Origin of the sequence: Pseudomonas sp. 008 (assembly GCF_016861935.1) — a bacterium.
In the GTDB taxonomy this organism is placed as follows: domain Bacteria; phylum Pseudomonadota; class Gammaproteobacteria; order Pseudomonadales; family Pseudomonadaceae; genus Aquipseudomonas.
Window position 1 is genome coordinate 382,213 of sequence record NZ_BOMA01000001.1, and the last position, 14,610, is coordinate 396,822.

Sequence of the window (14,610 nt, forward strand, 5' to 3'; positions counted from 1 at the left end):
ACTCCAAATCAGTTTTACAAAAGGCGATGGGCTTGCGCCACCAGCCAGGTAGAAAAATGTGCGGCATCAGGCGATAGCACTTCGTTCTGTTCGTGCACCAGATAAAAGGATTCGCTTGCCTCGATTCGGTAATTGAATGGCGCAACCAATTGCCCACTCTTAAGCAAATCCTCGACCACGGAAGACCGTGCCAGCGCAACGCCCTGCCCCAATTCGGCCATGCGGATCGTGGAAATCAGCGTGTCAAACTGAGGGCCACGGGAGTAGTCGACGTCATCTGCACCAACTCGCTTCAACCAGTAACCCCAACCTTCTTCGTACCCCAACACGTGAAGCAGTGAATGGTTCATCAAATCGCGTGGCTCATGTATGGGTGAACTGGCCATGAGCGTTGGGGAGCAAACAGGCTGAAGGATGTCCCAAGTCAATCGCTGAGCGTGCAAGCCCGACCACTCACCGCATCCCCAGCGAATCTCCAGGTCATCTTCGCCGTCCGGTTCTTTCACCCAAATATTGCTGATGTATCGAATATCAATCTGGGGATACTCCCGACAAAAATCTGCGAGTCGGGGGGCCAACCAATAGTGAAGAAAGGAAAGGCTGCCACGCACCTTCAAATGTCTTCGATTGCGCTGGCCGAAAATCTCGTTTGTGCCGACTGCAAGGCGACTGATCGCGTCTTGTACGACAGGCAGGTACGACTGCCCTTCCTCGGTCAAGCCAAGTCCTCGAGGTAAGCGCTTGAACAGCGCCACACCGAGGTGACTTTCTAACTGACGGATCTGCTGACTCACAGCCCCTTGAGTCAAATGGAGTTCTTGCGCCGCGTGGGTAAAGTTTAAACAACGCGCCGATACTTCGAATGCCCTCAACCAGTTCAAGGGTGGTAGTGACTTTTGACTCATCGGCGCAACCTCATCAGGGCTTTATCTATGCTCGATCATTGCCTGAAAAACTCACGCGGTGCCAGAGGAATGAACTGCTGCGGCTAAAGCCAACCGCTCTGCTCTCTTGTTTCGAGTGATCCAGTAAACGAAGTAACACCACGCGATAAAGGGAAGGCCGAAGTAAAGCGCCACTCGCTGCTCAGGATCAAAAGCGATACCCACACAGGCCAGCAGACAACACAACAGTGCACCGATAGGCACCCATGGATAGCCGCGTACACGGAAATGCAGGTCTTCAACTCGTCCGCCATTAGCGACATATTGACGACGGAATGCGATCTGGCTTGCAGCAATGCTCATCCACACGACCACGACCGCCAGACCGGAAATGGACACCAAGGCCAAGTAGACCGTATCAGGGGCAAACACACTGCTGAGCAGAGAAGCCACTGCACCCGCCATACTAAGAACGATGGCGTTCACCGGTGCACCCCGACTGGAGAGCCTGGCGTAGCGCTTAGGCATATGTCCTTGATCGCTCAATGTCCACAGCATTCGGGACGCTGCATACAGCCCCGAGTTAGCGGCGGAAATCAGTGCCGTGAGAATGACGAAGTTCATAATGTCGGCAGAGTATGGGATGCCAATCAGCTCAAACACCATCACGAACGGGCTTTCTACGAGCCCCGCTTGCTCTCGTGGCAGTAACGTCGCAAGGACGAAAATGGTCCCCACGAAGAACAGCGCCAAACGTACCACTGTCGTGCGGATTGCCTTGGGCACGCTAGTTTGTGGATCTTGCGCTTCGCCTGCCGCAATCCCGATCAGCTCAGTTCCGGAAAATGCGAATGAAACAGCCAGGAGGGTCATTGCAATGGGTAAAAACCCAGTAGGAAAAAGCCCCTCACGTGTGAAGTTGGAAAGTCCCGCCCCCTGCAAACTCTGTACTTGAATAAGACCGAAAATTGCCGCTCCGCCAATCGCAATGAATGTGATAACGGTCAGCACCTTAATCAGCGAAAGCCAAAATTCAGTCTCCGCAAACCACCGAACAGAAACAACATTGCTTAAGAAAACGGCGATGGCAAACAGCGCGCTCCAAATCCAGACCGGTGTATCAGGAAACCACCGAACCATCAGTATGCCCGCAGCTGTGAACTCTGAACCGATAGCTACTGCCCAAGTGAGCCAGTAAAGCCAAGCCACCGTATAGCCTGTGCCTGGTCCCAGGTATCGCGTTGCATAACTACTGAAAGATCCGGTTTCTGGCATCTGTACAGCCAATTCACCGAGACAGACCATGACTAAATACACCATCACTGCCCCGATGATGTAAGCAATCACTGCACCGAGCGGCCCTGCCTGATTAACCGTGTAACCGGAGGTAAGGAATAACCCCGTACCGATCACACCGCCCAGTGCCAACATAACGATGTGGCGTGTTTGCATTTCCTTTTTGAAACGCGAGTTTGGGTCGGACTGATGATCTTCAATATGCGTGGACATAGTTTTATTCTCATGAAATGTTCGGACAAACGCCTTATAACTGGCTGTTGGGCAGTACAAATTTGTCGTCGCTGGATTTTATTATTTTCATTCTTCATGAAGGCCTTAAGATGAATCTCGAGCGTCCTGCCCGTATTCAGGTTTCTACTTCAATGAAACGTTGGGCACTATCAGTGTTAAAGCTCGTATCACCATGTTTACCTCGCACTAAAGCGAAAGCTTGTTTTAGGTCAGCCAATAAATCTGCTGAATCTTCAATACCTATGGATATTCGAACCAAACCTTCGGAGATTCCAAGTGCCTGACGTTCTTCCAAGGTATTTTCCACGTGACTGGTCGTCCGAGCCGGCCCATAGATGGTCTCGACAGCGCCCAAATTACCCGCCCGATGCGCATATCTGAGCAGCGGTAGCAAACGAGTCACTGTGTCCATGCCTCCTTTCAGTACGAAGCTGACGATGGCCCCGAATCCGTTCATTTGCGAACGAGCGATGTCATGACCTGGATGTTGAGGCAACCCCGGATAGTTCACCGACTCAACCAGCGGTTCGGTACAGAGGTACTCGGCCAAAAGCTTCGCGCTCGCCTGTTGCTGGCGAAGACGCAGAGCCAGTGTCTTGATGCCTCGGATGATTAGATACGCCGAAAAAGGATCCAGCGAGGCACCATTGATTTCGCGGTAGTGGCGAACTTGAGACATCAAATGCTCGGCACCGCAAACCACGCCGCCAAGTACATCACCATGACCGGACAGGAATTTGGTCGCGCTGTGCACAACCACATCAACGCCTAAAGCGAGCGGATTCTGATTCAGAGGTGTCGCGAATGTATTGTCTGCAACAACCAAAGCGCCCACTCGCTTCGCTGCTGCCACAAGGCGCCGAATATCAACGATTTTCAGCGTTGGGTTCGAGGGTGTTTCCAGATACAGGACGCTGCAGCCTTTAGCGATCTCCTGCTCAAGTGCCACAGTGTCGAGCGTATCGCAAAGAGTTACCTCCACACCCATGCGTGGAAGAAACTCCTCGAAAATCTTGTTCGTACCGCCGTAGCTGTCACGCGTAGATATCACGCGCTGCCCACAGGACAGGAAGGTGTGTAGTACACCGCTAATTGCAGCCATTCCGGTACTGAAAGCTACAGCCGACTCTGCGTTTTCTAGCTCACAGAGTTTATCTTCCAAGACGCAGACAGTGGGATTGCTCATCCGGCTGTAAATGAAGCCGGGCTCCTTTCCCAATGCCACGTCGTACCACTTATCGATATCGTCATAGCCATAGGCGGCACTGACCACGATGGGTGTCTGGGTCGCATTGTAAGGATGTTGAACTTGCTCACCTCCCCATACGGCTCGAGTCCCCATCCCAACCTCTGAAGCTTGAACGGCGTGTTTCTTATTTTCCATAAAGTTGTCTCGCATCAAGGGAAACACAACCGTGTTCCAAGTGGGCTTGGGAGGACTATATGGAAAGCTCATGCTTGTGAAAAATCATGATATCCGGGAGTAAGGGGTACTTTTTTTAATGGCTGGGTACCGGGCAGGCAGCATACGGAGCTGCTAGTGTTAATCCGCATGCCGTCAAAGTCCCTGCAGTCGGGTGGGTGTGAGCCGCCGTTTTGTTCGTGACCGAGTGCTACGCCTGCCGCTGCAGTTCGTTGGCAGTGGTGTAACCCAAGATCTTCCTAACCCATCGAATGGCGCTTAATCCAGGAGAAAAATCATGGCGAAGGTACTGGTTCTCTATTACTCAATGTACGGTCACCTCGAAACGATGGCTGGCGCAGTGGCCGAAGGCGCACGATCCGTACCCGGCGCAGACGTGACGCTCAAGCGTGTCGCTGAAACCATCCCGGCCGAACAGGCAGCAGCCATCGGCGTCAAACTTGACCAGAAGGCACCGGTGGCGACACCTGACGAGCTGGGCAATTACGATGCAATCATCTTTGGTACACCGACTCGCTTCGGCAATATGGCGGGACAGATGCGCACGTTTCTCGACCAGACCGGCGGACTGTGGATGAGCGGCGCGCTGGTCGGGAAAATCGGCAGTGTCTTTGCATCGACCGGCACCCAGCACGGTGGCCAGGAAACCACGATTACGTCGTTTCACAGCACACTCCTGCATCAAGGAATGGTCATCGTGGGTGTGCCTTACACCTGCGCAGGGCTGACCAACATGAGCGAGATCACCGGCGGTACGCCCTATGGCGCGACCACCCTGGCAGGCGCTGACGGTAAACGGCAACCGTCACAGAATGAACTGGATATTGCGCGTTTCCAGGGTAAACACGTCGCTGAGCTTGCAATAAAGATCGCGGGTTAACGCAAGCACCTGAATGGGCGCGTGTTGCAGGACAGGAGCTAGCCTGTGTAACGCCGGGGCGGACTTCACCACCGCGCCGCTGATACTCGCTGGTGGCTTGGCGATTCTAGAGAAAGCCTTGCGCGTCGGGAGTCATTGAAGACGACGTAAGCGTTTTTGGATTCAGAGGAGCGACGTTCCAGTGAGGTCGCTCCTCATTACCCATACCGCTCTCATACACCTCCAGCTCAAGCATCGCGCATACAACATTGCTGAAGCGCACCTGCGGGCTATCGATAGCATCTCGTAATACACCTCAATGATGAAAACCCGCTCCCACAGAGCCATCGCTCGCTACCGGAGTGAGCGTCAACAATCTGTTACTTTTTTGAAACACCTTCTCAACCGCTAATCAGTTAGTCCGGTTTTTTGACACATCCCCGATATGTGGTCACACACTTTTGCTCTCCGCTCGGTCATAACCGTTGGCTGTCGATGGAATATTGGCATCTTCCGAGGTTCTTGCCTGATACGGAGATAAGCTCATGATTTTCAATGTACAAAATTTTGGCGCCAAAGGAGATGGCATCACTGACGACACAGCGGCGATACAACGTGCAATTGATGCGGCGGCCGCCGCAGGCGGGGGGCAGGTTTACGTGCCGACCGGGACCTATATCGTTTCGGGAGGAGTGGAACCTTCCGACGGTTGCCTGATGCTCAAGAGCAACGTCTACCTGTACGGCGACGGCATGGGGGCAACCACCGTCAAGGTGGCTGACGGCTCCGACACCAAGATCACCGGAGTCATCCGCTCCGCCTATGGCGAGCAAACCCACGATTTTGGCGTCAGCAACCTCACCATCGACGGCAACCGTGACAACACCACGGGCAAGATCGACGGTTGGTTCAACGGCTACATTCCCGGGCAAGCAGGCTACGACTCCAACGTCACCCTCGACAGCGTCGAGATCAAGGATTGCTCCGGGTACGGTTTCGACCCCCATGAGCAGACCGTCAATATGGTCATCAAGAACAGCGTGTCCCACGGCAACGGCCTGGACGGTTTCGTCGCTGACTTCCTGAGCAACAGCACCTTCGAAAACAACGTCGCCTACGACAACGACCGGCACGGTTTCAATATCGTGACCAGCACCCACGACTTCACGCTCACCAATAACGTTGCCTACAACAACGGCGGCAATGGCATCGTGGTGCAGCGCGGCAGCGAGAACATCCCCTCCCCCAGCAACATCACCATCACCGGTGGCGAAGTGTATGGCAACGGCGCCGAAGGGGTGCTGATCAAAATGTCCAGCGAGGTGACAGTCAGCGGCGTCGACATTCACGACAACATCAGCGCCGGGGTCCGCATCTACGGCAGCAACCACGTCGAGCTTATCGACAACACGCTCAACAGCAATTCCCTGGGCAACCCCGTACCGGAGATCATCATCCAGTCCTACAACGACACCCTGGGTGTGTCCGGCAAGTACTACAACGGCAGCGATAACACCATCCAGAGCAACATCATCACCGGCAGCAACCTGTCGACCTACGGTGTTGCGGAACGCAATGAAGACGGCACCGATCGCAACGCCATCATCGGCAACACCATCAGCCACACCAGCAACGGTGCGACGCTGGTCTATGGCGACGGCAGCTACGTCAGCGACACGGTGCCGATGATCACCGTGCAAGGCACAGCTGGCAATGACATCCTGCTGGGCAGCGCCGGCAGCGAGATTTTCTATGGTGTGGCCGGCAACGACACCATCAATGGCGGGGCCGGTGACGACATTCTGGTGGGTGGTGCAGGCATCGACAAACTCACCGGCGGTACCGGCGCCGATACGTTCCGTTTCACCACTCAGTCCGACAGTTATCGCAACGCAACCGCAAGCTTCGATGACACCATCACCGACTTCGACGTCACCCAGGACAAGATCGACCTCGCCGGCCTCGGTTTCACCGGCCTGGGCAATGGCCATGGCAGTACCTTGCAAGTCAGCTACAGCGCCAGCACTAACCGCACCTACATCAAGGACTACGATGCCGACGCCAGTGGCAATCGCTTCGAATTGATACTCTCGGGCAACCTCGCCAGCACTCTGACCGCGAGCAATTTCATCTTCAATCGTGTGCTCACCGGCACCAACGGCAACGACTCGCTGCTGGGCAGTGATTCGGCCGACACCCTGCTCGGCCTGGCGGGTAACGATAGCCTCAATGGCGGCGCGGGCGACGACAAACTCGACGGCGGCGCCGGTATGGACACCCTCACCGGTGGCGCCGGAGCGGACACCTTTGTGTTCTCCAATCGCCTGGACAGTTACCGCAATTACAACACCGGCGGTGCCAACCTTGCCGACCTGATCACCGATTTTGATATCACCGCCGACAAGATCGACCTCTCGGCCATGGGTTTCACCGGCCTGGGGGATGGCAAGAACAACACCGTGTACGTGGTGCTCAACAGTGCCGGCACCAAGACTTACATCAAGTCCCTGACTGCCGACGCCGATGGCAACCGCTTCGAAGTGGCACTGAGCGGTAACTACCTCGACAAGCTGACCAGCGCCAACTTCGTCTTCGCCACGTCGTCACCGACCAACCACGCGCCGGTTCTGGCCACGCCGCTGCTGGATCAGAACGCAACCGAAAACGCCCCGTTTAGCTACGTGGTGCCAGCCACCAGCTTCACCGATGCGGATAATGACAACCTCAACTACACCGCCACCCTGTCCGATGGCAGCGCCCTGCCCGCGTGGCTGAGCTTCAATTCCACCAACCTGACCTTCAGCGGCACGCCGACCAGCACCGCATCCGGCAATTACAACGTGCTGATAAAGGCCATGGACCCGGCCGGTGCATCGGCCAGCGATAGCTTCGATCTGGTAGTGGCCAACACCGTCACCGGCACCAACAATGCCGAAACCCTCAACGGCACGGCGGGTGCCGACCTAATCCTCGGCCTCGGTGGCAACGACACGATCAAGGCCGGCGCTGGCGCCGACACCGTCGACGGCGGTGCCGGACGCGACTCGCTGTATGGTGGCGACGGTGCCGACACCTTCCGCTATACCAACCTGCTCGACAGCTACCGCGACTACGACACGGGTGGTGTCACGGCCACCGATACGATCTATGACTTCACCGCGGGCGTCGACAAGATCGATGTGTCGGGCCTGGGCTTTGTCGGCCTTGGCGATGGCCACAATGGCACGTTGTACATCACCCTCAACACGGCCGGCGACAAGACCTACATCAAGTCCGCCGAAGCGGATGCCAATGGCAATCGCTTTGAAATCGCCCTCAGCGGCAACTACCTCAACACCCTGACCGCCAGTGACTTCGTGTTTGGCCAGCACGCCCAGCAGGACATCCTCTACCTGCCCACCCTCGGCCAATCCAATGCACGCCTGCTGCGCATGACGGAGGACGACAATCAGTCCGGCACCTCGATGCTGGTCAACGACCTGGACCGCTACACCCCCTATGACGTGCGCAGCCAGTTCACCGATGCCGATGGCAACGGCATCGACATCGCGGTGGGCGGCAGCACGGTCACCGGCCTATCGACGCTCAGCGCCGAGGAACTCAAGCTGTGCTGGTGGCTGACCGACACCGACCAACCCGGGGCTGCTCTGTTGCGCGCAGTGACGCTGCTGAGCGACCAGCGCAGCGAACTGCAATCGATCAATAACGTCACCATGGGCATCATTTGGGGCCAGGGTGAGGAAGCCGCTCAGGAGATCGCCCAAGCCACGGACAAGGCCGCGGCAGCGGCGGCCTACAAGGCTGCGACCCTTAAGGTGTTTGATTACCTGCATGCCCAGCTCGGCAACTTCGACGTGTACATGATGGAAACTGGTCACTACGAGCAGGACGCGGCGCGTGCCCGTGGCTATTCGGAAGACAAGATTGCCGCCGTCGTCGAGGGGGTTGGTTATGTCCGCGCCGCCCAGGAAGCCATCGCCACCGAGCGCGCCGACGTCAAGCTGGCGGTGGACTACACCGATCTCCCCTTGCGCCACGAAGTCGATGCGCTGACGTATCCCGACGACGTCTGGCACCTGCACGAGGAATCGGCGGAAATCGTCGGCCAGCGCCTGGCCGATTACATCGCCAATGACCTTGGCTTCCAGGGCAACCCCAACGACAACAACAGCGTGCAGGACATTTTCGATAACAACCGGAAGCTGATTTCCGGCACCGACCAGGCGGATACCCTGGTGGGCAGCTCGGGCAACGACACGCTGGATGGCGGACTGGGCGCCGATACCATGACCGGTGGCGATGGCAATGACATCTATGTGGTCAATAACGTGCTCGACCGCGTGGTGGAAAGCAACACCTCGACCTCGCAGATCGATACGGTACAGGCCTCGGTCAGTTGGACCCTGGGCGCCAATCTCGAGAACCTGGTGCTCACCGGCGTGTCGGGCATCAACGGCACCGGCAATGAGCAGCACAACTTCATCACCGGCAATGCCGGCAATAATGTGCTCGATGGTGCCGCAGGGGGCGACAGCATGAGCGGCGGCGATGGCAGCGACACTTACTATGTCGACAACGCCGACGACATCGTGATCGAGATCAACAGCAATGCGCTGTCCGGTGGGATCGACAGCGTGCACAGCAGCCTGGCGGCCTATACCCTCGGCAACAACGTCGAGCATCTGTATATCGATAGCACTGGCGCCGCCAATGGCACGGGCAACGCGTTGGACAACACGCTATTCGCCGGAGCCGGCAACAACGTGCTGGACGGACGCGAGGGCAATGACACCGTGTCTTTTGAACGCGCCGCGTCTGGCGTTACCGTCAACCTCTCGACGTCAGCGCAGCAAAACACCGTGGGTTCCGGGCTCGACACCGTGAAGCTCTTCGAAAACCTCACGGGAAGCGCCTACGCCGACACGCTGTCGGGTAACAGCGGCGCGAACGTTCTGAACGGTGGCGCGGGCAACGATACGTTGGTGGGCGGTTCGGGCGATGACCGGTTGATCGGCGGTGCCGGCACCGACAACCTCACCGGAGGCACTGGCGCGGATACCTACGTGTTTGATGCGCTGTCGGACATGGGCGCCGGCGCTTTACGCGATGTGATCAACGGCTTCAAGAGCACCGAGGGTGATCATCTGGACTTCACCGGCCTGGACGCTAACCCGATGACCACCGCTGTCGACGCCTTCACCTTCATCGGTGCCAACGCCTTCGACCCTGCCGACGCTACCGGCGAACTGCGCTTTGCCGATGGCATTCTCTACGGCAGTGTCGATGCCGACGCCGCCCCCGAGTTCGAAATCACACTGGTGGGCGTCACGGAGTTGCACGCCAGCGACTTCACAGCCTGAATTACGCCCAAAAGGGATTTGCAGTGCTCGAAAAATCGAGGACAGCCACAGGTCAAAATGCAGGAGCGGGCTTGCCCGCTCCTGCATTTTGCATTCTGGTACGGGGGCAGGCGTCAATTTCGCCAGCGAGAAAAAAACTCGGTCAAGGTGGGTTTTAGAAAGGTGATCCACCCCTGCCCTTCAGTCCTTGCTCGATTTCGGTATCGCAATACGGCTACTGGTCTTGACCTCGCGTAATGCCAGGCTGGACTGGATGGAGGCAATACCCACCTGACGCCTGAGCACCTGCTCGATAAAGTCACTGTAGCTATCAAGATCCTCCGCCAACACTTGCAGCACGTAGTCGGCATCCCCAGTGATCTTGTGGCAGGACAACACTTCGGGCAATTGCGCAATCACCGCCTCGAAGTCGTCGGGGGCGTGATCGGCGTGGGTGGAAAAACGGATATGCACGAACGCCATGATATCCAGCCCCAGCATTCGTCGATCAAGGTTAGCCTGATAGCCCTTGATCACTCCCGCCTCCTCCATTCTCTTACGCCGCCGCCAGCAAGGCGTAAGGCTTAACGACAGACGCTCACTGAGCTCGGCGTTGGAGATACTCGCATCCTCCTGCAGCAATGCGAGAATCGCCAGGTCGGTGTCGTCGAGACTGATGCGCTTGGATGTTTTTTTCTGCATTACGCCATTCCTGAGTAAAACCTCCCGTAATATCTACCAAACACCGAAAACAAAGCAAAGAAATCGCATCCGTACCAGAACAAAATATTTGCACTGGTTCACATCAACGGATGCGCACAATGTTTACAGTTTTCAGTGATTCCCACCGTTTACACCACGGCACCGAATTGAAAGACGGCGTGCTCAAGCCGTCCTTCGAACAGCCCAGTCGGGCCGATACCGTCCATCATCGAGTCAAGCAGGTCGGGCTTGGTCAGATCATCGAACCGCGAGCCTTTGACCGGTCGTGCTATGTCAACGCGCACAGCGAGCGCTACGTAACCTTTCTGGAATCCGCCTGGTCTGAATGGAGCGCAACCGGACGCACCCACGATGCCTTGCCGCTGGTGTGGCCAGTGCGCGATCTGGCCAACGAGCAAGTACCGACTTACATCGACGGCAAGTTGGGTTTCTACGCCATGGACGCTGGCTCCCCCATCACCGCCACTACATGGCAAGCGGTAAAAACCAGCGCCGATATCGCGCTGACCGGACTGGCGTTGATCGATGAAGGCCACGACAGTGCCTTTGCCCTGTGCCGCCCGCCGGGCCATCACGCAGCACGTGAATACATGGGCGGCTATTGCTATCTCAATAACGCCGCCATTGCCGCACAGCACGCCATTACCCAAGGCGCCAAACGTGTCGCGGTACTGGACGTCGACTTTCATCACGGCAACGGCACCCAGAACATTTTCTACGGGCGCAGTGACGTCATGTTTGTCTCGCTGCACGGCGAACCGACGGTGTCCTATCCGTACTACTCAGGCTACAGCCACGAAGTCGGCGCCGGCCACGGCGAAGGGTACAACCTCAACTACCCGTTGCCGAAGAACACCACCTGGGAAAGTTACCGTAACGCCCTGCTCCACGCCTGCAAAAAACTCCAGCAATTTGCCCCTGAAGTGCTGGTTATTTCACTCGGCGTCGACACGTTCAAGGACGATCCCATCAGCCATTTTCTGCTGGAAAGCGAAGACTTCATCGGCATCGGTGAGCTGATAGCGGGCGTGGGCTGCCCCACCCTGTTCGTGATGGAAGGCGGCTACATGGTCGATGAAATCGGGATCAATGCGGTCAACGTGCTGCATGGTTACGAGAGCAAACGCGCCTGAGTCATCCCCTGAATCGCAGCGTTTCAACTATTGAATCGGAGAATAAAAACATGACTCTTTTTATAGACGTCGATCATGCCGCACGCCTGTTCGCCAAGGTGGGAATCCGCCGGGCAATCCGCGAAATGGCGGCTTACATCGAAGCTGACTATTCACGCTGGGCGCAGTTTGATAAGTCGCCGCGCACCGCCAATCATTCGGCCGATGGTGTGATCGAGTTGATGCCGACCGACGATGGCCAACAGTACTCGTTCAAATACGTGAACGGTCACCCGGACAACGGTCAAAGCAATTTGCTGACGGTCATGGCCTTCGGTGTCCTGGCCGATGTCCACAGTGGCTATCCCACCTTGCTCAGCGAACTGACGCTGACTACAGCCGTGCGCACCGCCGCGACCTCCGCCCTGGTCGCGAAGTCCCTGGCGCGCCCTGATGCAAACATCATGGCAATCATCGGCAATGGCGCCCAGAGCGAATTTCAAGCCATCGCCTTCTACGAAATGCTCTCCATCAAGGAAATCCGCATTTTCGATATCGATCGCGACGCTTCACTTAAGTTGAAGCACAACCTAGCCGCATTCCCGGATATTGAGGTGATTCTGGCCAGCTCGGTACAGGACGCGGTCAAGGGTGCACACATCGTCACCACGGTCACTGCAGACAAAGCCTATGCAACGATTCTGACGCCCGAAATGATCGAGCCCGGCATGCATATCAATGCCGTCGGCGGTGACTGCCCGGGGAAAACCGAACTGCACGCCGACATCCTGCGCAATGCCCGGGTCATCGTTGAGTTTGAACCTCAAACCCGGATTGAAGGCGATATTCAACAACTGGAGGCCGACTTTCCCGTCGTCGAATTCTTCCGGATTGTTCAAGGTGAAGTAGCGGGCCGTGAGAACGACGCCCAGGTCACGGTTTTCGATTCCGTGGGTTTCGCCCTCGAAGACTTTTCGTCACTGCGCTACGTGCACGATCTGGCGCGGAAGCATGCCATCGGTGAGCGCATCCATCTGGTGCCGACGCCTGCCAACATAAAAAACCTCTACCAACTGCTTGATCAGCAGCCAGCAGTTCCCTCGCGCCTGCGCACAGTCAGCTGATCGCCATAGGTGAGGCCTCCTGAGCAAAGTGCCAAGGGGATACTCACCGTGTGACCGGACGAGAAACCCTGCCACACGCAAACCACCACCGTCAGTAGCCGTTGCATCTCTAACAAGAACGCTAGACACCCACTTTCTGCCAAAACTCAAAAACATAAAATCAAGAGGTTTTGTAATGAAAACGACTCCGTCCGGGCTGCCTGAACAGCCCGCGCTGCAGCGCACCCTCAGCAATCGTCACATTCAGTTAATGGCCATGGGAGGCGCCATTGGTACAGGCCTGTTCATGGGCTCCGGGAAGATCATCGCCCTTTCCGGCACGTCGATCATCCTCATCTATATGATCATCGGCCTGTTCGTCTACTTCGTCATGCGCGCCATGGGCGAACTGTTGCTCTCCAACTTGAACTTCAAAAGCTTCGCGGATTTTGCCGGTGCCTACCTTGGCCCGCGTGCGGCATTCTTCCTCGGCTGGTCGTACTGGCTGAGTTGGAGCGTCGCGGTGGTGGGCGATTCCGTAGTGGTCGGCGGCTTCTTTCAATACTGGTTCCCTGATGTACCCGCCTGGATACCGGCCATTGGCATGCTACTGACGCTGTTCGCCTTGAACGTGCTGACCGTCAGGCTTTTCGGTGAGGTGGAGTTCTGGTTCGCGATCATCAAGATCATTGCCGTCGTCACCTTGATTGGCGTCAGCATGGTGCTGATTGCCAGTTCATTTGTATCGCCCAATGGCGTCACCGCATCCCTGAACCACCTGCTGGATAAACAGGCAGCCTTCCCCAATGGCCTGTTCGGTTTCTTTGCCGGTTTTCAGATGGCCATCTTTTCCTTTGCCGGCACCGAGCTGATCGGCACTGCAGCCGCCGAAACCCGCTCCCCCGAGAAGACCCTGCCTAAAGCCATCAACTCGATTCCGCTGAGAATCATCTTGTTTTATGTGCTGGCACTGGCCTGCATTATTGCAGTGACTTCCTGGCAACAGGTTTCGCCCAACAAGAGCCCTTTCGTCGAACTGTTTCTGGTTGCAGGGTTTCCCGCAGCCGCCGGTATCGTGAACTTTGTGGTGCTGACGTCTGCCGCCTCATCGGCCAACAGTGGCGTATTTTCATCCAGCCGCATGCTGTTTGGGCTGGCCAGTCACGACAATGCACCAGGGATTTTTCGGCGTTTGTCGGGCAATAGCGTGCCTCTGCTGAGCCTCGCGTTCACCACACTATTGATGCTGGTGGGTGTACTGTTGCTGTTCATCGTTCCGGAAGTCATGACAGCGTTCACCATCGTCTCGACCGTGTCGGCGATCCTGGTGATTTTCACTTGGTCGACCATCCTCGCGTCTTACATCGCCTATCGCAGAAGCCGACCCGACCTGCATGCGCAATCGACCTACAAGATGCCTGGCGGCGTGCCGATGGCCTGGTTCTCTTTGGCATTCCTGGGCTTTGTTCTCTGTTTGCTGGCATTAAGACCTGACACCCGTATTGCTTTAATGGTCATGCCGGGGTGGTTTATATGGTTGGCAATTGCCTATCAGCTGACCCACACCTGGAGGCCCAAACCCGCAGCTGGATCGATAAGTCAGTACAACTGATTTTACCTGGAGCCTTTGGGGGCAA

The 14,610-nt window shown here is 56.6% G+C and carries 9 protein-coding genes; 5 read left to right on the forward strand and 4 right to left on the reverse strand.

What is annotated here, in order from left to right; translation table 11 throughout:
- Positions 1-14: 14 nt before the first annotated feature.
- From JUI81_RS01660 to JUI81_RS01670, 3 genes are all read right to left on the reverse strand, one after another.
- Positions 15-905 carry a LysR substrate-binding domain-containing protein gene (locus JUI81_RS01660; protein WP_204123523.1) on the reverse strand — a complete coding sequence of 297 codons (891 nt, stop codon included), beginning with the start codon at positions 903-905 and terminating at the stop codon, positions 15-17.
- 51 nt (positions 906-956) lie between these two features.
- Positions 957-2,393 (reverse strand): amino acid permease, encoded by a 1,437-nt coding sequence (locus JUI81_RS01665; protein WP_019578958.1) that lies wholly within the window; start codon positions 2,391-2,393, stop codon positions 957-959.
- Between the two features lie 136 nt (positions 2,394-2,529).
- Positions 2,530-3,798, reverse strand: coding sequence for a cystathionine gamma-synthase family protein (locus JUI81_RS01670; protein ID WP_204123524.1), 1,269 nt, complete (start codon positions 3,796-3,798; stop codon positions 2,530-2,532).
- 316 nt (positions 3,799-4,114) lie between these two features.
- Between JUI81_RS01670 and wrbA the strand changes: the two genes are divergently transcribed.
- Together wrbA and JUI81_RS01680 are read left to right on the forward strand one after the other, a co-directional pair.
- Entirely contained in the window at positions 4,115-4,717 is a 603-nt protein-coding gene (gene wrbA, locus JUI81_RS01675; RefSeq protein WP_007938311.1) for an NAD(P)H:quinone oxidoreductase, read from the forward strand.
- A 524-nt stretch (positions 4,718-5,241) separates the two neighbouring features.
- On the forward strand, positions 5,242-10,056 hold the full coding sequence (locus JUI81_RS01680; RefSeq protein ID WP_204123525.1) for a M10 family metallopeptidase C-terminal domain-containing protein: 4,815 nt from the start codon (positions 5,242-5,244) through the stop codon (positions 10,054-10,056).
- Between the two features lie 180 nt (positions 10,057-10,236).
- Here JUI81_RS01680 and JUI81_RS01685 read toward each other — a convergent pair whose 3' ends face one another.
- Complete coding sequence (locus JUI81_RS01685; RefSeq protein ID WP_018925946.1) at positions 10,237-10,737, reverse strand: Lrp/AsnC family transcriptional regulator; 501 nt, start codon at positions 10,735-10,737, stop codon at positions 10,237-10,239.
- Between the two features lie 119 nt (positions 10,738-10,856).
- Between JUI81_RS01685 and JUI81_RS01690 the strand changes: the two genes are divergently transcribed.
- From JUI81_RS01690 to JUI81_RS01700, 3 genes are all read left to right on the forward strand, one after another.
- Positions 10,857-11,891, forward strand: a complete 1,035-nt coding sequence (locus tag JUI81_RS01690; protein WP_204123526.1) for a histone deacetylase family protein — start codon at positions 10,857-10,859, stop codon at positions 11,889-11,891.
- Between the two features lie 50 nt (positions 11,892-11,941).
- Positions 11,942-12,994, forward strand: a complete 1,053-nt coding sequence (locus JUI81_RS01695; RefSeq protein ID WP_204123527.1) for an ornithine cyclodeaminase — start codon at positions 11,942-11,944, stop codon at positions 12,992-12,994.
- A 175-nt stretch (positions 12,995-13,169) separates the two neighbouring features.
- Positions 13,170-14,585 carry an amino acid permease gene (locus tag JUI81_RS01700; RefSeq protein WP_204123528.1) on the forward strand — a complete coding sequence of 472 codons (1,416 nt, stop codon included), beginning with the start codon at positions 13,170-13,172 and terminating at the stop codon, positions 14,583-14,585.
- Positions 14,586-14,610: the final 25 nt, after the last annotated feature.

Bases quoted from the DNA above. Each gene is read 5' to 3' on its own strand.
- JUI81_RS01660 (WP_204123523.1), bottom strand. From the start codon at position 905: ATGAGTCAAAAGTCACTACCACCCTTGAACTGGTTGAGGGCATTCGAA.
- JUI81_RS01665 (WP_019578958.1), bottom strand. From the start codon at position 2,393: ATGTCCACGCATATTGAAGATCATCAGTCCGACCCAAACTCGCGTTTC.
- JUI81_RS01670 (WP_204123524.1), bottom strand. From the start codon at position 3,798: ATGGAAAATAAGAAACACGCCGTTCAAGCTTCAGAGGTTGGGATGGGG.
- wrbA (WP_007938311.1), top strand. From the start codon at position 4,115: ATGGCGAAGGTACTGGTTCTCTATTACTCAATGTACGGTCACCTCGAA.
- JUI81_RS01680 (WP_204123525.1), top strand. From the start codon at position 5,242: ATGATTTTCAATGTACAAAATTTTGGCGCCAAAGGAGATGGCATCACT.
- JUI81_RS01685 (WP_018925946.1), bottom strand. From the start codon at position 10,737: ATGCAGAAAAAAACATCCAAGCGCATCAGTCTCGACGACACCGACCTG.
- JUI81_RS01690 (WP_204123526.1), top strand. From the start codon at position 10,857: ATGTTTACAGTTTTCAGTGATTCCCACCGTTTACACCACGGCACCGAA.
- JUI81_RS01695 (WP_204123527.1), top strand. From the start codon at position 11,942: ATGACTCTTTTTATAGACGTCGATCATGCCGCACGCCTGTTCGCCAAG.
- JUI81_RS01700 (WP_204123528.1), top strand. From the start codon at position 13,170: ATGAAAACGACTCCGTCCGGGCTGCCTGAACAGCCCGCGCTGCAGCGC.